This is a genomic window from Glycomyces rhizosphaerae (genome assembly GCF_042647865.1).
In the GTDB taxonomy this organism is placed as follows: Bacteria; Actinomycetota; Actinomycetes; order Mycobacteriales; family Micromonosporaceae; genus Glycomyces; species Glycomyces rhizosphaerae.
On sequence record NZ_JBHRWO010000021.1, the window covers coordinates 530664 to 548049 of the forward strand.

The window sequence follows — 17386 nt, forward strand, 5'->3', positions numbered from 1 at the left end:
CGCCGGCGCGAATTCACGGTTCGCAAGCTTCGTCGAGAGGGGCCCGTGAGACGGCGATGGCGGCTAGTGCGAACGCCTGAGTCACCGCTACCCTGGAAATCGTGACCGATCGCGCCAATTCGTCGCTCAATCCCCCCGCCGGAGCGGGGGCGGGCCCCTCGCGCCCGAGCGTCACGCTCTCCGGCTCCCAGCTCGAGCAGATCCGCCGCCTCGTCGCGGTCGGCCGGGCCTCCTCGGTCGACGAGTACGTCGCCGCGGCCGTCGCCGAACGCCTCGAACGGGACCGCTCGCTCTCCGAACTCCAGGACCTCTTCGAACGCAAGGGCCACGCCCCCAGCGCCGAGCACCTGGCCTGGGCCCGCGAGAAGCTCGGCGTGGACGGCAAGGACAAAGACGGAGAGGCCGCTACGTGATCGGCGGCCGCATCCTGGACGTGTCCGCCATCGTCGGTTTCGCCACCTCCATGCCGTATCCCCAGGCCGTCGTCTTCACCGCGTTGGAGCAGAACGTCGTCCTGGTGATCCCGTCCGGGGCCCTCGCCGAGGCCTGGTCCCAGGCCCGCCGCCGCGACCGCGACGCGCTCCAGGTCCTGCTCGGCCTGCCCGTCACCGTCGTGATGGACCTCGACCAGAAGTCCGCCCGCGACGTCGGGCTCATGCTGTCGCGCTCGCGCCAGCACGGAAACATAGCCGCCGGGCACGTCGCCTGGTGTGGCCTGAACCGCCCCGGCTGGCCCATCGTGACGGGCGAGCCGAAGACGCTGCTTGCATTCGACTCGAGTCTCGAGATCGACCAATTGCCTTGAGCCGTGAACCGCTGGACAATGGAGGAGTGGGCGTGACCGCCGTACAGGAGCAGCAGACCATGAGCGATCTCGGTCAAATCGACTACCGGCCCCGCAAGTCCCGCATCGGGGCCTGGATCGGCGCGGTCATCGCGTTCGGCGGTTTCACCGCCCTGTCCTTCACCCTCGGCAACCGGACCTACGAGGGCGGCACCATCACCTGGGTCGACCAGATCGCCATGATCGGCCTCGGCGTCATCGGCGCCGCCATCGCCCTCAGCTTCCTGCGCCTGCGCGTGCGCGCCGACGAGAAGGGCATCGAAGTCACCAACGTCGCCTCGAAGCGCTACTTCCCGTGGCAGGTCGTCACCGCGATCAACTTCACCGACAAGATGACTTGGGCCACCGTCGAACTCGCGGACGACGACGAGATGTCGATCATGGCCGTCCAGGTCAGCGACAAGGGGCGCGCTGTGGCGGCGATCAAACACCTGCGAGCACTCTTGGAGCAGTCCCGCAGCTAGGTGCTAGTATTGCGTGTCGATCGCACCGCCCGAGGGTGGTGCAGCAAGCGGAGTCCAGCTCCCACCCGCAGCCGGGACCCCCTCACGGGGGACCGACAGGCGAACGGGTCACGTACGGCGACATGATCGCCGTACCTTTGGAGTGGACCCTGGCTTTGGCTGGGGTCTTTTCTTTTGGGGACCTCATTTCGTGAGGCCTGTGCTGGGTCACGCTTGCACGACAAGCCGCCGGGGCATCCGTCCCGACGACCGGAACAGCCACAGGGGCGCCAGTGCACATCGCACCGGCGAGAATCGCGAACCAAGGAGGCCCCATCAGCGATTTGCGCATTAACGACCAGATTCGGACCAAGGAAGTGCGCCTGGTCGGCCCAGCAGGAGAACAGGTCGGCATCGTGTCGATCGACAAGGCTCTGCAACTGGCCGCGGACGTCGACCTGGACCTGGTCGAAGTCGCGCCCACAGCCCGTCCGCCGGTCTGCAAGCTCATGGACTACGGCAAGTACAAGTACGAGTCCGCCCAGAAGGCTCGCGCTTCGCGCCGCAACCAGCAGCAGACCGTCATCAAAGAGATGAAGCTTCGGCCGAAGATCGACAAGCACGACTATGAGACCAAAAAGGGTCACATCGTGCGGTTCCTCACGGCCGGCGACAAGGTCAAGATCACGATCATGTTCCGCGGTCGCGAGCAGTCGCGCCCCGAGCTGGGCCGGCGTCTGCTGGACAAGCTCGCGGAAGAGCTCGCCGATCTCGCGATCATCGAGTCGGCCGCGAAGCAGGACGGCCGCAACATGATCATGGTCGTCGCCCCGATCCGCCCCAAGGGCGAGATCGCCAAGAGCGGCGGCCGCACCAGCAGCAAGAGCAGCCGCGGCAGCGATGCCGAGCAGCCCGAGCAGCAGGCCGAAGAAGCCCCGGCGGAGGCGCCCACCGAGACGCCCGCCGAAACACCCGAGGCCTGACCCCGAGCATTCACCGGCCGGAAGCGGGCGCCCCCGTGCGCCCGCACCCGACCGGCATTGAACACAGAGGAGAACACGATGCCGAAGATGAAGACCCACAGCGGTGCCAAGAAGCGGTTCAAGGTGACCGGCTCGGGCAAGCTGATGCGCCGCAAGGCCGGCAAGAACCACCTGATGGAGCACAAGTCGGGCCGTGTCAAGCGCGCCGGTGACGGCCGCGTCCAGGTGGCCCCGGCCGACGTCAAGCAGGTCAAGAAGCTGCTCGGCCAGTAGCCGTCCCCCCGTCTGACTTCCATCCGGTTTTAAAGCAAGGAGACTGAACTGTGGCACGCGTCAAGCGTTCGATGAACGCCAAGAAGAAGCGCCGCGTCGTACTCGAAGAGGCCAAGGGTTACCGCGGGCAGCGCTCGCGCCTGTACCGCAAGGCCAAGGAGCAGCTGCTCCACTCGTACACCTACTCGTACCGCGACCGCAAGAACCGCAAGCGCGAGTTCCGCAAGCTCTGGATCACCCGCATCAACGCGGCCGCCCGTGCGAACGGCATCACCTACAACCGCTTCATGCAGGGCCTGTCCCTCGCCGAGGTCGAGGTGGACCGCAAGATCCTCGCCGAGCTGGCCGTCAACGACGCGACGGCGTTCACCGCCCTCGTCGAGGTCGCCCGCAAGGCCCTCCCCGCGGACGTCAACGCTCCCGCCGAGCAGTAGATGTCAGTCGACGAACCCGGGACGGATGCGCTCACCGCGCGATCGTCCCGGGTTGTCGCTGCCCGGAAGCTGCAGCGCCGCCGCGGCCGCGACAAGGCCGAGCGGTTCCTCGCCGAAGGGCCGCAGGCCGTCCGCGAGGCCATCGCCGCCGGGGTCGTCGAGGACCTGTTCTACGACCTCGAAGCCGACGCCCGTCACTCGGACCTGATCGATGCAGCGGTCAGCGCGGGCGCCCATGTGCACCCGTGCACCGACGACGGCCTCGCCGCGCTGGCCGAGACCGTGACCCCGCAAGGGCTCGTCGCGGTCTGCCACTTCCTCGACCAGAGCCTCCCCATGGAGGCGAAGCTGGTCGCGGTGCTCCACGGCATCACCGACCCCGGCAACGCCGGAACGGTGCTGCGCGCCGCCGACGCGGCCGGGGCCGACTGCGTGGTCTTCGGGACCGACTCGGTCGACCCGTACAACGGCAAGTGCGTGCGGTCCTCGGCCGGGAGCCTGTTCCACCTGCCGGTGGTCCGCGCCGCCGACACCGCCGACCTCCTCGACGTCTTCGACCACGCCCAGATCCTGGCCGCGGCCGCCGACGGCGACGACCTGTACGCGCTCGACGCCGCCGGAGACCTGGCTGCGCCCACCGTGTGGCTGTTCGGCTCCGAGGCCCACGGCCTCGACGAAGCGACCGCCGCGCTGGCGCACCGCAAGGTCGGCGTCCCGATCTGGGGCAAGGCCGAGAGCCTGAACCTGGCCGTAGCGGCCGGGGTGTGCCTTTACGCGAGTGCGGCTGCCCAGCGGCGCTGATTGACGGCTCGCAAGCTTCACCGAAGAGGGAAGTTAGAATGACGTCATGTCTTACGGCTACCGCGAATTTATCCAGCCCGCCGGGTGCGGGCTGTGGCGTTAGTCGTCCACACCCTCCTTGGCGGGCTGCGGCCGAGCCGCGTGCCTTCTTTAGACTCCTTTTCGGTCCCGCCAGGAGAAAGACGTATGAGCACAGACAACGAGAACGAGGCTGGCCTGCTCCAGCCCGAGGCCCTCGCCGGGGCCGTCAAGGACGCCGCCGCGATCATCGAGGCCGCCTCCAACCTTGAGGAACTCGCCGCCGCCAAGTCCGCCACGCTCGGCGACAAGGCACCGGTTTCCTTGGCCCGCAGGGCGATCGGCTCGATCCCGGGCAAGGAACGGGGTGAGGCCGGGCGCAACGTGAACGCCGCCCGCACCGAGATCACCGGCCTGTTCGAGGCCCGCGAGGAGATCCTGAAGGCCGCCGAGGCGGCCCGGATCCTCAGCGAGGAGACCGTCGACGTCACGGCCCGCACGGCCCGCCGCCGCGAAGGCGCGCGCCACCCGATCAACGTCCAGATGGACCGCATCGCCGACCTCTTCGTGGCCATGGGCTACGAGATCGGCGAAGGCCCCGAGGTCGAACTCGAGTGGTTCAACTTCGACGCGCTCAACATCCACCCGGACCACCCGGCCCGGACCATGATGGACACCTTCCACATCGCCGACGGCAAGGGCGAGTACGGCTCGAACATGGTGCTGCGCACGCACACCTCGACCGTGCAGATCCACACCATGCTCACGCAGGAACCGCCGATCTACACGGTCGCGCCCGGCCGCGTGTACCGCACCGACGAGGTGGACGCGACGCACTCGCCCGTGTTCCACCAGACCGAAGGCCTCGTGGTCGACAAGGGCATCACCATGGCCGACCTCAAGGGCACCCTCGACCACTTCGCGAAGTCGGTCTTCGGGCCCGACGCGATCACCCGCCTGCGGCCCTCGTACTTCCCGTTCACCGAGCCGAGCGCCGAAGTCGACGTCTGGTTCGCCGCGCACAAGGACGGCGCGCGCTGGATCGAGTGGGGCGGCTGCGGCATGGTCAACCCGCGCGTGCTGCGCGCCTGCGGGATCGACCCCGAGGTCTACTCGGGCTTCGCGTTCGGGATGGGCGTGGAGCGCGCGCTCATGCTGCGCCACGGCATCACCGACCTGCGCGACATCATCGACGGCGACGTCCGGTTCCCCGCCGGGCTGAAGGTGGAGGAGTAAGCGATGAGGATTCCCGTTTCCTGGCTCGCCGAGTACGCCGCGCTGCCCGAGGACCTGACCACGGAGGCGCTCGACGCCGCCCTGGTCGAGGCCGGGCTCGAAGTCGAAGAGGTCGACGACCTGCGCGGGCGCGTCTCCGGCCCGCTCGTGGTCGGCCGCGTCGCCTCCATCGAAGAGCTCACCGAGTTCAAGAAGCCGATCCGCCACTGCTGGGTGGAGGTCGGCGAGGCCGAGCCCCGCTCGGTCATCTGCGGCGCGCGGAACTTCGCCGAGGGCGACCTGGTCGTCGTGGCGCTGCCCGGCGCCGAGCTGCCCGGCGGCTTCAAGATCGGTTCGCGCAAGACCTACGGACGCTTGTCGGACGGCATGATCTGCTCGGCTCGTGAACTCGGCGTCTCCGACGAGCACGACGGCATCATCGTCCTGCCCGAGGGCGAAGTGGGCGCCGACGCCCGCCCGCTCGTGGGCCTCGACGACGTGGTCTTCGAGCTGGCGATCACCCCCGACATGGGCTACTGCTTCTCGGTGCGCGGCGTCGCGCGCGAAGTCGCCCACCGCCTCGGGGTCGCGTTCACCGACCCGGCCGCGAAGGCCGTCGAGCCCGCCGCGACCGAGCACCCGCCCTACCCGATCACTGTTGACAAGAGCGTTGTGGAGAACGGCGGATGCACGCGGTTCACGCTGCGCGAAGTGCGCGACGTGGACGCGAACGCCGAGTCCCCGGAGTGGATGGCCAAGCGGCTCGCCCAGGCCGGGATGCGCCCGCTGGGCCTGGCCGTCGACGTCACCAACTACCTGATGCTCGAGCTCGGGCACCCGCTGCACGCCTTCGACCGCGACGCGCTCGAGGACGTCATGGTGGTGCGTCGCGCGAAGCCGGGCGAGACCTTGAAGACCCTCGACGACGTGGAGCGCAAGCTCGACCCCGAGGACATGGTCATCACCGACGGGACCGGCCCGCTGTCGCTCGCCGGCGTCATGGGCGGCCAGACCTCCGAGGTCGGGCCGACCACGCGCAACGTGCTCATCGAAGCGGCGCACTGGAACCCGACGTCGATCGCGCGCACCTCGCGGCGGCACAAGCTGACCTCAGAGGCCTCCAAGCGCTATGAGCGCGGCGCGGATGCGGCGATCTCGCTGCTGGCCGCCCAGCGCGCGGCCGACCTGCTCGTCGAGTACGGCGGCGGCACCCTGGTGGAGACCGTGGCCGACATCGACCACCGCGAGCCGATCACGCCGATCTCGATCCCGGTCACCTTGCCGTCCAAGACCATCGGTGTGGACTACGACCGCGCGACCGTGGTGTCCATGCTGGAGGCCGCCGGATGCACTGTGGAGGGCGACGAGGTCTTGACCGTGACGCCCGCTTCGTGGCGCCCCGACCTGACCGACCCGGCCGACCTCGTGGAGGAGGTGGCCCGGCTCCACGGCTACGGCCACATCCCGTCCTCGATCCCGCGTGCGATCGCCGGGACCGGACTGACGTCCTCGCAACGGCGCCGCCGCCGCGTGGCTCGCGCTTTGGCGGACAACGGCTTCGTGGAGACCTACACGTTCCCGTTCGTCACCCGCGACCGCGCCGACGAGCTCGGCTTGGACGAGAAGGACCCGCAGCGCGAGGCCGTCGCCGTGCTCAACCCGCTCGACGACGCCGCGCCGCTGCTGCGCACCACCGTGCTCGCGAGCCTGCTGAACGCGGTCCGCCTCAACCTCGCGCGCGGCACGAAGGACCTCGCGGTCTTCGAGGAGGGCCTGGTCTTCCAGCCCGCCGAGGGCTGGACCGAGCTCGACGTGGTCGAGCTGCCGGTCTCCAAGCGGCCCGCCGACGAGGCCATCGCCGCCGCGATCCGGCGGCTGCCGGTGCAGCCGCGGCACGTGGCCGCGGTGCTGTGCGGCCAGGCCGCGCCCGCCGGGGTCGACGTGCCCGGACGGGCCGTGGACTGGGCCGACGCGGTCGAGGCAGCCGAGGTCGTCGCCGACGCCTCGGGCGTGAAGCTCGAAGTCGCCCAAGGGGAGGCCGCGCCGTGGCACCCGGGCCGGTGCGCGGAGCTGCGCGTGGACGGCGTCGTCGTCGGCCACGCCGGTGAACTGCACCCGGAGGTCTGCGGGCGTCTCGGCCTGCCGCGCCGCACCGTCGCGATGGAGCTGGACTTGACGGCCCTGCCGCTGCCCGGCCTGGCGCCCGCGCCGGTGATCTCGCACTTCCCGGCCACGCTCATCGACGTGGCCGTGGTGGTCGCCGAGACCGTGCCGGCAGGCGATGTCGAGGCCGCGCTGCGCGACGGCGCCGGCGAACTGCTCGACTCGCTGCGCCTGTTCGACGTCTACCGCGACGCGAAGCTCGGCGAGGGCCGCAAGTCCCTCGCGTTCAAGCTCGAGCTGCGCGCCGCCGACCGGACCCTCACCAACGAGGAGGGCGTGGCCGTGCGCGATTCGGCGGTCGCGGTCGCGGCCGACCGTTTCGGCGCGTCCATTCGCGAATAGTCACGGAAAACGCTTGGGGCGCAATATCGCAGGTGCGATGCTGCGCCCCTTTCGCGTGACCGCGTCAGACGGTTACGCCGTGTAAGACCGGAGCCGGGGGTTACCGGATGGTCCGGGCCTTTTAAGGTACGTGTTGTGAATAACGGGAACCCCTCTCGCGTCGGCAGGCGGCGGAGGCGGACCGGCTCGCAGCAGGGCGGCCCGTCCGGGCACCGCCGAGCCGGAGCCCCCGGCTCCGGCTACAGCGGCAAACGCCGCGCGGCCGCGACCTCGGCCATCGCGATTCCGTTGCCTGGCAAACTGAACGACCTGGAGCTCAACCGGCTCCACCTGGCGGTCGCCGGTGCCGTCGGCCTCGTGATCGCCATCGGCGTCTCGATCGTGCTCGGCAACCTCCCCGACGGCGGCGCGGGCGGTGGCGACCAGGAGAACGCCGCCTACCTCTACGCGGGCGGCCAGGCCCTCCCGGCCGACTTCGCCGACAAGCACCCCTCGCTGGCCGAGCAGATCAACGCCGAACTCGAAGCCCGCTACGGCCTCACCCCCGACCAGCTCTACGACGAGGCCTCCCGCCCCGAAGGCCTCCGTGTCGTCCTCACCCTCGACAAGGCCCTCCAAGAGGCCGCCGAGGAGACCTCCGGCGAAGCCGGCGTCGTCGCCATCGAACCCGGCACCGGCGCGGTGCGCTGCTACTACGGCGCCGAGGGCGAGACCGGCACCGACCAGATCAGCGCGGCCGCACCGCATCCGCCGTCCTCGGTGTTCGACATGATCACCGCCGCGACCGCGCTCGAAGCGGGCGCCTCCATCGAATCCTGGTGGAGCGACGAGGACACCGACGTCACGCTGGCCGCCGCCGTGCAGGAGAACCGGATGGCGGCGATGGACGCCGTCGCCGACAAGTACGGCGTCGAAGCGGTGCTCGAAACCGCGAAAGGCATGGGGCTCAAGACCATCGCCGACGGCGAGGGCACCGTCTACGACCTCGCGACGGGCGAGTACGGCGGGCTCAAGGCCACCGACTTCGGCACCTACCCGGTGAGCGTGGTCGACATGGCGGGCGTCTACGCCACCATCGCCGCGGACGGCCTCCAGGCCGACACCCACTTCATCGAACGCGTCATCGACTCCGGCGACGCCGAGGTCGATGCCGACCAGGGCATCAGCACGAACCAGGCCCTCGCCGAGACCACCGCCCAGGACCTCCAGTACGTGGGCCTCGGGGAGGCCGAGGCCATCGAGGACCGCGACTTCTTCGGCGTCGCCGCCGACTTCTACGGCGAGACCACCCAGTCCTGGTTCGTGGGCGCGATACCGCAGCTGAGCGTCGCCGCCTGGGCCAACGGCACGGCCGCGGCCGACGGCGGCATACCGCTGTGGCAGAACGTCATCGACGCCGCCATCGAAGAGAACGGCTACGAGGCCGAGCAGCTGCCGGGAGCCTCCGGCGCGGGCGAGGACCTCACCGAGGACATCGTCGACGACGACGGCCAGATCGACCCCGACAGCGAGTACTGCCAGACCAACCCCGACGCCGAAGGGTGCGGCGCATCGGCGTCCCCGAGCGAATCCGACTCGCCCTCGGAAGATGAGACCTCCGAGGAGCCCGACCCCGACCCCGACCCGACCACAGCAGAGCCAGAGCCGGACCCGACGACCTCGGAACCCGATCCTGAACCGTCGACCACGGAGGACTGCAACTGGCCGCTCTGCTGAGGCTAGGGCGCGACGGCTTCCCGAACCGGGAACCGCACCGGAAGGCGACCGTTACCCCTTTGGATACGATGCCGCGCATGACTCCCAACGGTTTCCCACGATCGCGGCTGCTCCTGATCCTGGCGATCGTCGTCCCGTTGGCGGTGATCGGGGACGCGATCTGGGTCCGCGCCGATCCGACCGGGCCACCGTGGCAGGGGCTCGACGACTGGTGGAACGGCCTCGTAGGCGGTCCCGACGAGGGCCTGATGTGGAGCTTCGCCGAGTCCTTGAACCGCCTCGGCGCCGAGATCGGCCTGGGCGTCTTCGCGATCGGCATCGTGGCCCTGCTCGTATTGCGGCGCTGGCGTTCGGCCGTCTACGCCTGCACGGCGCTCGCGGCCACGAAACTGGTGACCGATCTGGGCAAGGCGATCGCCGAACGCCCGCGCCCGGTCGACATCATGGTCGACACCGCTTCCTGGGCGTTCCCCTCGGGGCACACGTCCCGGATGGCCGCGCTCGTCGTCGTCATCGGCGTGCTGGTGATCCCGGCCCGGCACCTGAAGCTCTGGTGGCCGGTCGGGGTCCTGCTGACGCTCGCCATGATGCTCGCCCGGAACTGGCAGCACGCCCACTGGCTGACCGACACGATCGCGGGCGCCGCGATCGGCTGGGGCGTCGCCGTCTTCGCCTGGTGGGCGCTGACGCCCCTGCTCGATCGTGAACGCGCCCTTCGCGAAGGCGGCTCGCCCGACGCGAACGCCGCTGGGGCGCCGGGGACTGGCTCCCTGCGCTTAAGCTGGGTGCACGCCCGATCCTTCCGAGAGGTACCCGATGTCGACGCCCGACCCCAACGCCCAGCCGCCGCAGTACCCGCAGCAGCCGCCCGTGCCGCCCCCGTACGCGCCGTACCCGCCGCCCTACGGCTACCCGTACCAGCCGCCGCGCCCGACCAACGGCATGGCGATCGCGGCGATGGTCTGCGGGATCGTCGGCGTGTGCAGCCCGCTCGGCATCCTCGGGGTCATCTTCGGCACGATCGCGAAGCGCCAGATCAAGGAGACGGGCGAGGGCGGCGACGGCATGGCCACCGCCGGAGTGGTGTGCGGCTGGATCGGGATCGCCGCGACCATCGTCTGGATCGTCTACTACATCGCCATGTTCGCGCTGCTCGGCTCCGCCGTCAACGAGCTCGAGAACGGCGACTGGCCCACCTCTGACTCGTGGCCCACCGACGACCCGACCTGGATGTTCAGACTGCCGGCCTGGTTCTGACGTACGTGACCGCCGCGGTGTTGGCCGCCGCCAGCACCGCGAAGACGATGGCCGCGACCGGGTAGCCGAGGTCCCACAGGGCCAGCGTGCTGCAGCCGTACGCGGCCAGTTTGAACACGACGGTCCACAGTGTCGGCAACGGGTACCGGGCTTTCGGCGAGACCAGCAGCCCCCACAGGGTCGCGAACGCGGTGAAGGCCGCCACCGCGAGCGGCACCCGCGCCCACAGCGTGAGGTCGAGCGCGAGGAACCACCAGACGACGAGGGCGAACATCGTCAGTTCCAGCGTCAACGCCAGGAGCGCGTTGAGCAGGACGAGGGTTCGGGCGGGTCCGGCGTACCGGGCCCATTCGGCCTCTGCGGGGACAGCGCCGTTGGTCGAGGGGTGTTCTTTTTTGGACACGCGTCAATGATGGCGTCCCCGGGACCGGCCGGTCGCGCCGGGTACGACCAAAGTCGTATGCGGGGATAGGCATCCAGACCGAGGCCGGGCCGGTCGGGACGTGATGGGATGGGGACATGCCCAGTCCGCCTCGCAGCTCTATCGCCGACCGCTTCACCGGCGTGCATCGCCCTTCCGTGATCGCCGCCGTCCTGCTGTTCGCCGTGGGGTCGGTCCTGCTCGCCCTCGGCAGCTACGAGCGGTTCGGGATCGCAGTGCCGCAGGCGGTGCGGTTCATTCCGCTGGCCCTGGTCTGCACCGGCGTCGTCCTGCGGCGGACCTGGCCCGGGATGACCCTCGCCCTCGGCCTCGTCGGCTTCGGCGCCGAAGCCGCGATCGGGTTCTCCCTCGCCGTCGTGTTCGTGTTCACCGACAACCTGTACGCGTACGCCCGCTACGGGTCCCGGCGCGGCCTCAAGATCATGCTGCCGGTCGCGGTGACCGCCGTGCTGGCGACGGGCGTCTACGTCGCGGCGGTCGACGGCCGGCTCGCGCCGGTCATCAGCATCATGGCGATCGCGGCACTCGTCATCGCCTCGCCGATCTTCACGGCGATCATCGTGCGCCAGGCCCACGAGCGGGCGGAGCTCGAGGCGGAGCGGGCGGAGCAGACCGACCGGCTCGCCGACGTGCGCCGCCGCGAAGCGGTCCTGCGCGAGCGCACGCTGATGGCGCGCGAACTGCACGACACGGTCGCCAACTACCTGTCCGCGATCGCCCTGCAGTCCACGGCGCTCCAGGCCCGCAAGGACCTCGACGCCGAGACGGTGCGGACCTCGGTGGCCGCGATCCGCTCGTCAAGCGTCGAGGGCCTGGCGGAGCTGCGGCGCATCATCGGCCTGCTGCGCGCGGCCGACAACGGGATCGGCGAGGAGCTGGCGTCGTTCCGGCTCGACCAGGTGCCCGAGCTGGTCGAGCGGATGCGCAAGGTCGGCCTCGACGTGGACTTCACCGTCGAGGGGCCCGAGCGGGCGCTGCCCGGCGAGGTGGAGCTCACCGCCTACCGGGTGGTGCAGGAGGCGCTGACGAACGTGCTGAAGTACGGTTCGGACGCCTCGGTCGCGATTCGCTACGAGGACGCGCAAGTGACCGTCGAGGTCGAGAACGCAGTTCGCCCGGGCGGGGGCGAGGTGCCAGGTGGGGGAGCGGGACTGGTCGGCATGACCGAGCGGGTGCGGATCCTCGGCGGCGAGGTCCGGGCCGGACCCGAGGGCCGCCGCTGGCGCGTCCGGGCCGAGATTCCCACCGGCGGGCTCGACGGGCCCGCACCGCAAGTGCCGCAAGCGAACCGTTTCCCGAAATGGAGTGAACGCCGATGATCAGGGTCCTGCTCGCCGACGACCACGCGGCGGTCCGCGCCGGGCTGCGGATGCTGCTGGAGAGCGGCAACGGCGACGGCGACGCGGACATCGAGGTGGTCGGCGAGGCCGCCGACGGGGTCGAGGCGGTCGCGCTCGCGAAGGAGCTGCGTCCCGACGTGGTCGTGATGGACGTGCGCATGCCCCGCAAGGACGGCATCGCGGCCGCCGCGGAGCTGCGCGGCAAGGCCGACGTGCTGGTGCTGACGAGCTACGGCGAGGACGCGAACGTGTTCGACGCGCTCCGGGCCGGGGCCAGCGGGTTTCTGCTCAAGGACGCGGACGCCGCGACCCTCGTGGAGGCGGTGCGCACGATCGCGCGCGGCGACGGGCTCATCTCCCCGGCGGTGACACGCGGCCTCATCGCCGAGTTCGCCCGTTCGCGCCCGGCCTACGCGCCGATCAGCGTCGACGATGCGGGGCTGGCGAGCCTCACGCCGCGCGAGACCGAGGTGCTCGCGCTCATCGGCGAGGGCATGTCGAACGCGGAGATCGCCGCGGAGCTCGGGATGGCCGAGGCGACGGTGAAGTCCCACGTCACCCGCGTGCTCGCCAAGCTGGGCCTCGCCAGCCGCGTCCAGGCCGCAATCTTCACCCGCGAGCGGGCCCGCTGAAGGCGGGGCAGGGCCCTGGCGGCCAGCGGTCGGTCGTCGCCCGCGAGCAGGTCCGCTGAGAGCGGGGCGGGGTGGTCGGTCGTCGCCCGCGAACAGGGGCGATGATCACGTCCCAGCTCCCGGAATACCAGTGTGAAACTTCGATTGAATGCTGATACAGTACTCTGCATAGTCATTCAACTCGGAGGTTTCCAGTGACGTACCAGGTCGCCGTGGCGGGCGCCAGCGGCTATGCGGGGGGCGAGGTGCTCCGGCTGCTCGCCGACCACCCGCAGCTCGAGGTCGTAGCCGCGGGAGCGCACAGCAACGCCGGTGAGTTCATCACCGCAGTCCACCCCCACCTCACCGCGTACGGCGACCGACGTTTCACCCCGACGAGCCCGGAGGCCTTCGCCGAGGCGGACCTGGTGATCATGACCCTCCCGCACGGCCAGTCGGCCGCGCTCGCCGCCCAGCTCCCGGCCGACCAGAAGATCGTGGACCTCGGGGCCGACCACCGCCTCGAGAGCGCCGCGGCCTGGGAAGCCTACTACCCGGGCCCGCACGCCGGGACCTGGACGTACGGCCTGCCCGAGCTGCCCGGCCAGCGCGAGGCCGTCGCCGCCTCGACCCGGGTCGCCGCGACCGGCTGCTACGCCGTCGCCACGATCCTCGCGCTGCGGCCGCTCCTGGACGCGGGCATCGCCTCGCCCGGGGACGTCGTGGTCGTCGCGGCCTCCGGCACCTCCGGCGCGGGCAACGCCCCCAAGAAGGCCCTCCTCGCCAGCGAGGTCATGGGCTCGATGAGCCCGTACAAGGTGGGGGCGCACCAGCACGTGCCCGAGATCAAGCAGGCCTCCGGCGCCGCGTCGCTCTCGATGACGCCGCTGCTGGCCCCGATGCCGCGCGGCATCATCTCCACGGTCACCGCCAAGGCCACGGCCGAGGTGACCGCCGCCGACGTGCACGCGGCCCTGTCGAAGGCCTACGACGGCGAGCACTTCGTGCGCGTCCTGCGCGAGGGCCAGTGGCCTTCGACCGCGGCGACCTACGGCACCAACGCCGTCCAGCTGCAGGGCACTGTGGACAAGGACTCGGGCCGGATCATCGTGACCGCCGCGATCGACAACCTCGGCAAGGGCGCGGCCGGTCAGGTCGTGCAGTGCGCCAACCTCATGCTCGGCCTCCCCGAGGCCGCGGGCCTCACCGTGAACGGAGTGGCACCGTGACCATCACGACTCCCAAGGGCTTCAAGGCCTCCGGTGTCACGGCCGGGCTCAAGGCCTCCGGCAAGCCGGACATGGCGCTCGTCGAGAACACGGGCCCGCTGCAGGTCGCGGCGGGCCGCTTCACCGGCAACCGCGTGAAGGCCGCCCCGGTCAAGTGGACCCAGCAGGTCCTCACCACCGGCAAGCTCAAGGCCGTCATCCTCAACTCGGGCGGCGCGAACGCCTGCACCGGTGCGCAGGGCTTCCAGAACACGCACGCCACCGCTGAGAAGACCGCGGAGCTCCTCGGTTGCGGCGCGGTCGAAGTGGCGGTCTGCTCGACCGGTCTCATCGGCGAGCAGCTGCCGATGGACAAGCTCCTGCCCGGCGTCGAGGCCGCCGCCGCCGCGCTCACCGCCGACGGCGGCGAGCAGGCCGCGGCCGCGATCATGACCACCGACACCGTCGCGAAGAACGCCGTCGTCCGCAGCCCCGCGGGCTGGTCGGTCGGCGGGATCGCCAAGGGCGCGGGCATGCTCGCCCCGGGCCTCGCGACGATGCTCGTCGTCCTCACCACCGACGCGGTCGTCGACCAGCCGCTCGCGGACGCCGCGCTCGGCACCGCCTGCCGGTACTCGTTCGACCGGCTCGACTCCGACGGGTCGATGTCCACCAACGACACCGTGCTCCTCCTCGCCTCGGGCGCCTCCGGCGGCGAAGCCGATGCGGACGAGTTCATCTCGGCGCTCACCGAACTCTGCAAGGACCTGGCGCACCAGCTGCTCTCGGACGCCGAAGGCTCCACCAAGGACGTCTCGATCACCGTCTCCGGTGCCGCGGTCGAGGACGACGCCGTCGAGGTCGCCCGCTGCGTCGCCCGCGACAACCTCGTCAAGACCGCCCTGTTCGGCTCCGACCCGAACTGGGGCCGCATCCTCGCCGCCGTCGGCGTCTCCAAGGCGCCCTTCGACGCCGACGCGGTCGACGTCGCCGTCAACGGCGTGTGGATCTGCAAGGCCGGCGCCGCGGGCGAACCGCGCGACCTCGTCGACCTCAAGGGCCGCGAAGTGAAGATCGACATTCAGCTCCACAACGGGCCCGCGTCCGCGACGATCTGGACCAACGACCTGTCCCACGACTACGTTCACGAGAATTCGGCGTACAGCACATGAGTCTCACCGACGACCTCGCACCGCACCTCCAGAAGGCCCTCGGCAAAGCCGAGACCCTCATCGAGGCACTGCCGTGGCTCCAGCGCTTCACCGGCTCCATCGTGGTGGTCAAATACGGCGGCAACGCCATGATCAACCCCGAGCTGCAGGCCGCGTTCGCCGCCGACATGGTGTTCCTGCACTACGTCGGCATCAAGCCCGTCGTCGTGCACGGCGGCGGCCCGCAGATCTCCTCCATGCTCGCGAAGCTGAACATCGCCTCCGAGTTCAAGGGCGGCCTGCGCGTCACCACCCCCGAGGCCGCCGACGTGGTCCGGATGGTCCTGGTCGGCCAGGTCGGCCGGGAACTGGTGGGGCTCATCAACAACCACGGCCCGTTCGCCGTCGGCATGTCCGGTGAGGACGCCCAGCTGTTCACCGCCAAGCGGCGTTGGGCCGATGTGGACGGTGAGCAGGTCGACGTCGGCCGCGTCGGCGACGTGGCCTCCGTCAACACCGCCGCCGTGGACGACCTCATCGACGCCGGGCGCATCCCCGTCGTCTCCACTGTGGCCCTCGACCACGACGGCGTCCTCTACAACCTCAACGCCGACACCGCCGCCGCCGCCCTGGCGGAGGCCCTCGGCGCGCAGAAGCTCATCGTCCTCACCGACGTCGAAGGCCTCTACGAGGACTGGCCCGACAAGGCCTCGCTGCTGCGGCAGATCACCACCGACAAACTCGCCGGCATGCTGCCGTCCCTCCAAGCGGGCATGGTCCCGAAGATGGAGGCCTGCCTCCGGGCGGTCAAGGGCGGCGTCCCCCAAGCGCACGTCATCGACGGGCGCGTCCCCCACTCGACGCTGCTGGAGATCTTCACGACCGACGGCGTCGGCACCATGGTCATGGAGGCGAAATGACCTACTCGGACGAGATCAAGACCCGGTTCTCCACCTTCCTCATGGGCAACTACGGCCTCCCGCCGGTGGTCCTGCGCGAAGGCGAGGGCCGCACCCTCACCGACGTCGACGGCAACACCTACCTGGACATGATCGGCGGCATCGCCGTCTCGAGCCTCGGACACAACCACCCCGCGCTGGTCGAGGCCGTCAGCACCCAGGCCGCCCGGCTCGCCCACACCTCGAACCTCTTCCTGCACGAGAAGGAGGTCGAGCTCGCCGAGAAGCTGCTCGACCTGGCGCAGATCGACGGCAAGGTGTTCTTCTGCAACTCCGGCACCGAGGCCAACGAGGCCGCCCTCAAACTCGCGCTCCTCTCCGGCGCCGAGACCGGCCGGACCAAGATCGTCGCCGCCGAGAACAGCTTCCACGGCCGCACCCTCGGCGCCCTCTCGATCACCGGCAAGCCCGCCATCCGTGAACCGTTCGAACCGCTGGGCCGCAACGTCGAGTTCGTGCCCTTCGGCGACGTCGACGCGCTCAAGGCCGCCGTCGACGACGAGACCGCCGCGGTCTTCCTCGAACCCGTTCAAGGCGAAGGCGGCGTCGTCCCCGCCGCCCCCGGCTACCTCACGGCCGCAAGGGAACTCACCGCCGCAACCGGGGCGCTCCTCGTGCTCGACGAGATCCAGTCCGGCTTCGGCCGCACCGGCGCCTGGTTCGCCCACCACGCCGAGAACGTCGAACCCGACATCATCACCGTCGCCAAGGGCCTCGGCGGCGGCGTCCCGATCGGCGCCATGATCGCGGGAGCCGGCGTCGCCGCGAGCTTCACGCCCGGCGTCCACGGCACGACCTTCGGCGGCAACCCGATCGCCTGCGCCGCAGCGCTGGCCGTCATCGACACCATCGAGCGCGACCACCTGTTCGAGAACGTCCTCGCCCTCGGCGAGCACCTCGACGCCCGCCTCGCGGCCGACCCCCGCGTCACCGAGATCCGCGGCCAGGCCCTGTGGCGCGGCATCGCCCTCTCCGAGCCCGTCGCCCCCGCAGTGGTCGAGCGGCTGATCGGCCTCGGCGTGCTCGCCAACGCCCCCCGGCCCGACACGATCCGGATCGCGCCCCCGCTCACCATCACCCAGGCCGAGCTGGACGCCTTCTGCGACAAGCTCATCGAAGCACTCGACATCGTTCACCCACACCCGTCGCCCCACAAGCCTCACGCCCCCGGAGGTCGACCGTGACC

General features: G+C 70.4%; 18 protein-coding genes and 1 pseudogene. 18 read left to right on the forward strand and 1 reads right to left on the reverse strand.

Annotated elements, in window-relative coordinates; genetic code table 11:
* Window positions 1–101: 101 nt before the first annotated feature.
* The 12 genes and pseudogenes from ACFO8M_RS22780 to ACFO8M_RS22835 all read left to right on the forward strand — a co-directional run bounded on the left by ACFO8M_RS22780 (window position 102) and on the right by ACFO8M_RS22835 (window position 10489).
* Window positions 102–413, forward strand: coding sequence for a ribbon-helix-helix domain-containing protein (locus ACFO8M_RS22780; protein ID WP_387979879.1), 312 nt, complete (start codon window positions 102–104; stop codon window positions 411–413).
* Window positions 410–805 (forward strand): hypothetical protein, encoded by a 396-nt coding sequence (locus tag ACFO8M_RS22785; RefSeq protein WP_387979881.1) that lies wholly within the window; start codon window positions 410–412, stop codon window positions 803–805. The genes ACFO8M_RS22780 and ACFO8M_RS22785 overlap by 4 nt, the downstream gene beginning before the upstream one ends.
* A gap of 32 nt (window positions 806–837) precedes the next feature.
* Entirely contained in the window at window positions 838–1308 is a 471-nt protein-coding gene (locus tag ACFO8M_RS22790; RefSeq protein WP_387979883.1) for a PH domain-containing protein, read from the forward strand.
* A 272-nt stretch (window positions 1309–1580) separates the two neighbouring features.
* Window positions 1581–2270, forward strand: coding sequence for a translation initiation factor IF-3 (gene infC, locus ACFO8M_RS22795; protein WP_387979885.1), 690 nt, complete (start codon window positions 1581–1583; stop codon window positions 2268–2270).
* A gap of 78 nt (window positions 2271–2348) precedes the next feature.
* A complete protein-coding gene (rpmI, locus tag ACFO8M_RS22800; RefSeq protein WP_387979886.1) occupies window positions 2349–2543 on the forward strand; it encodes a 50S ribosomal protein L35 in 195 nt (64 codons plus the stop codon).
* Window positions 2544–2593: 50 nt separating this feature from the next.
* On the forward strand, window positions 2594–2977 hold the full coding sequence (gene rplT, locus ACFO8M_RS22805) for a 50S ribosomal protein L20 (RefSeq protein WP_387979888.1): 384 nt from the start codon (window positions 2594–2596) through the stop codon (window positions 2975–2977).
* Window positions 2978–3778 (forward strand): TrmH family RNA methyltransferase, encoded by an 801-nt coding sequence (locus tag ACFO8M_RS22810; RefSeq protein WP_387979890.1) that lies wholly within the window; start codon window positions 2978–2980, stop codon window positions 3776–3778.
* Window positions 3779–3964: 186 nt separating this feature from the next.
* Entirely contained in the window at window positions 3965–5032 is a 1068-nt protein-coding gene (gene pheS / locus ACFO8M_RS22815; protein ID WP_387979891.1) for a phenylalanine--tRNA ligase subunit alpha, read from the forward strand.
* 3 nt (window positions 5033–5035) lie between these two features.
* A complete protein-coding gene (gene pheT / locus ACFO8M_RS22820) occupies window positions 5036–7516 on the forward strand; it encodes a phenylalanine--tRNA ligase subunit beta (protein WP_387979893.1) in 2481 nt (826 codons plus the stop codon).
* Between the two features lie 135 nt (window positions 7517–7651).
* Window positions 7652–9232, forward strand: coding sequence for a penicillin-binding transpeptidase domain-containing protein (locus ACFO8M_RS22825; protein WP_387979895.1), 1581 nt, complete (start codon window positions 7652–7654; stop codon window positions 9230–9232).
* A 248-nt stretch (window positions 9233–9480) separates the two neighbouring features.
* Window positions 9481–9855: pseudogene (locus ACFO8M_RS22830) on the forward strand (phosphatase PAP2 family protein); the annotation flags it as partial.
* A gap of 193 nt (window positions 9856–10048) precedes the next feature.
* The gene (locus ACFO8M_RS22835) at window positions 10049–10489 is read left to right on the forward strand and encodes a DUF4190 domain-containing protein (protein WP_387979897.1); all 441 of its coding nucleotides are present in this window, start codon (window positions 10049–10051) and stop codon (window positions 10487–10489) included.
* Here ACFO8M_RS22835 and ACFO8M_RS22840 read toward each other — a convergent pair.
* Window positions 10467–10892, reverse strand: a complete 426-nt coding sequence (locus ACFO8M_RS22840; protein ID WP_387979899.1) for a YrdB family protein — start codon at window positions 10890–10892, stop codon at window positions 10467–10469. The genes ACFO8M_RS22835 and ACFO8M_RS22840 overlap by 23 nt on opposite strands.
* 116 nt (window positions 10893–11008) lie before the next feature.
* Between ACFO8M_RS22840 and ACFO8M_RS22845 the strand changes: the two genes are divergently transcribed.
* The 6 genes from ACFO8M_RS22845 to ACFO8M_RS22870 all read left to right on the forward strand — a co-directional run bounded on the left by ACFO8M_RS22845 (window position 11009) and on the right by ACFO8M_RS22870 (window position 17384).
* The gene (locus tag ACFO8M_RS22845; RefSeq protein WP_387979901.1) at window positions 11009–12250 is read left to right on the forward strand and encodes a sensor histidine kinase; all 1242 of its coding nucleotides are present in this window, start codon (window positions 11009–11011) and stop codon (window positions 12248–12250) included.
* A complete protein-coding gene (locus ACFO8M_RS22850) occupies window positions 12247–12903 on the forward strand; it encodes a response regulator (RefSeq protein ID WP_387979903.1) in 657 nt (218 codons plus the stop codon). The genes ACFO8M_RS22845 and ACFO8M_RS22850 overlap by 4 nt, the downstream gene beginning before the upstream one ends.
* 194 nt (window positions 12904–13097) lie before the next feature.
* Window positions 13098–14111 (forward strand): N-acetyl-gamma-glutamyl-phosphate reductase, encoded by a 1014-nt coding sequence (argC, locus tag ACFO8M_RS22855; protein WP_387979905.1) that lies wholly within the window; start codon window positions 13098–13100, stop codon window positions 14109–14111.
* Entirely contained in the window at window positions 14108–15262 is a 1155-nt protein-coding gene (gene argJ / locus ACFO8M_RS22860) for a bifunctional glutamate N-acetyltransferase/amino-acid acetyltransferase ArgJ (protein ID WP_387979907.1), read from the forward strand. The genes argC and argJ overlap by 4 nt, the downstream gene beginning before the upstream one ends.
* A complete protein-coding gene (argB, locus tag ACFO8M_RS22865; protein WP_387979909.1) occupies window positions 15259–16161 on the forward strand; it encodes an acetylglutamate kinase in 903 nt (300 codons plus the stop codon). The genes argJ and argB overlap by 4 nt, the downstream gene beginning before the upstream one ends.
* The gene (locus ACFO8M_RS22870) at window positions 16158–17384 is read left to right on the forward strand and encodes an acetylornithine transaminase (RefSeq protein ID WP_387979911.1); all 1227 of its coding nucleotides are present in this window, start codon (window positions 16158–16160) and stop codon (window positions 17382–17384) included. Before argB ends, ACFO8M_RS22870 begins: the two co-directional genes overlap by 4 nt.
* Window positions 17385–17386 lie beyond the last annotated feature (2 nt).

What these genes read in the sequence shown, in the direction of transcription:
- ACFO8M_RS22850 (WP_387979903.1), top strand. Translation starts at nt 12,247, where the DNA reads ATGATCAGGGTCCTGCTCGCCGACGACCACGCGGCGGTCCGCGCCGGG.
- ACFO8M_RS22835 (WP_387979897.1), top strand. Translation starts at nt 10,049, where the DNA reads ATGTCGACGCCCGACCCCAACGCCCAGCCGCCGCAGTACCCGCAGCAG.
- ACFO8M_RS22845 (WP_387979901.1), top strand. Translation starts at nt 11,009, where the DNA reads ATGCCCAGTCCGCCTCGCAGCTCTATCGCCGACCGCTTCACCGGCGTG.
- pheS (WP_387979891.1), top strand. Translation starts at nt 3,965, where the DNA reads ATGAGCACAGACAACGAGAACGAGGCTGGCCTGCTCCAGCCCGAGGCC.
- ACFO8M_RS22870 (WP_387979911.1), top strand. Translation starts at nt 16,158, where the DNA reads ATGACCTACTCGGACGAGATCAAGACCCGGTTCTCCACCTTCCTCATG.
- rpmI (WP_387979886.1), top strand. Translation starts at nt 2,349, where the DNA reads ATGCCGAAGATGAAGACCCACAGCGGTGCCAAGAAGCGGTTCAAGGTG.
- argB (WP_387979909.1), top strand. Translation starts at nt 15,259, where the DNA reads ATGAGTCTCACCGACGACCTCGCACCGCACCTCCAGAAGGCCCTCGGC.
- pheT (WP_387979893.1), top strand. Translation starts at nt 5,036, where the DNA reads ATGAGGATTCCCGTTTCCTGGCTCGCCGAGTACGCCGCGCTGCCCGAG.
- ACFO8M_RS22810 (WP_387979890.1), top strand. Translation starts at nt 2,978, where the DNA reads ATGTCAGTCGACGAACCCGGGACGGATGCGCTCACCGCGCGATCGTCC.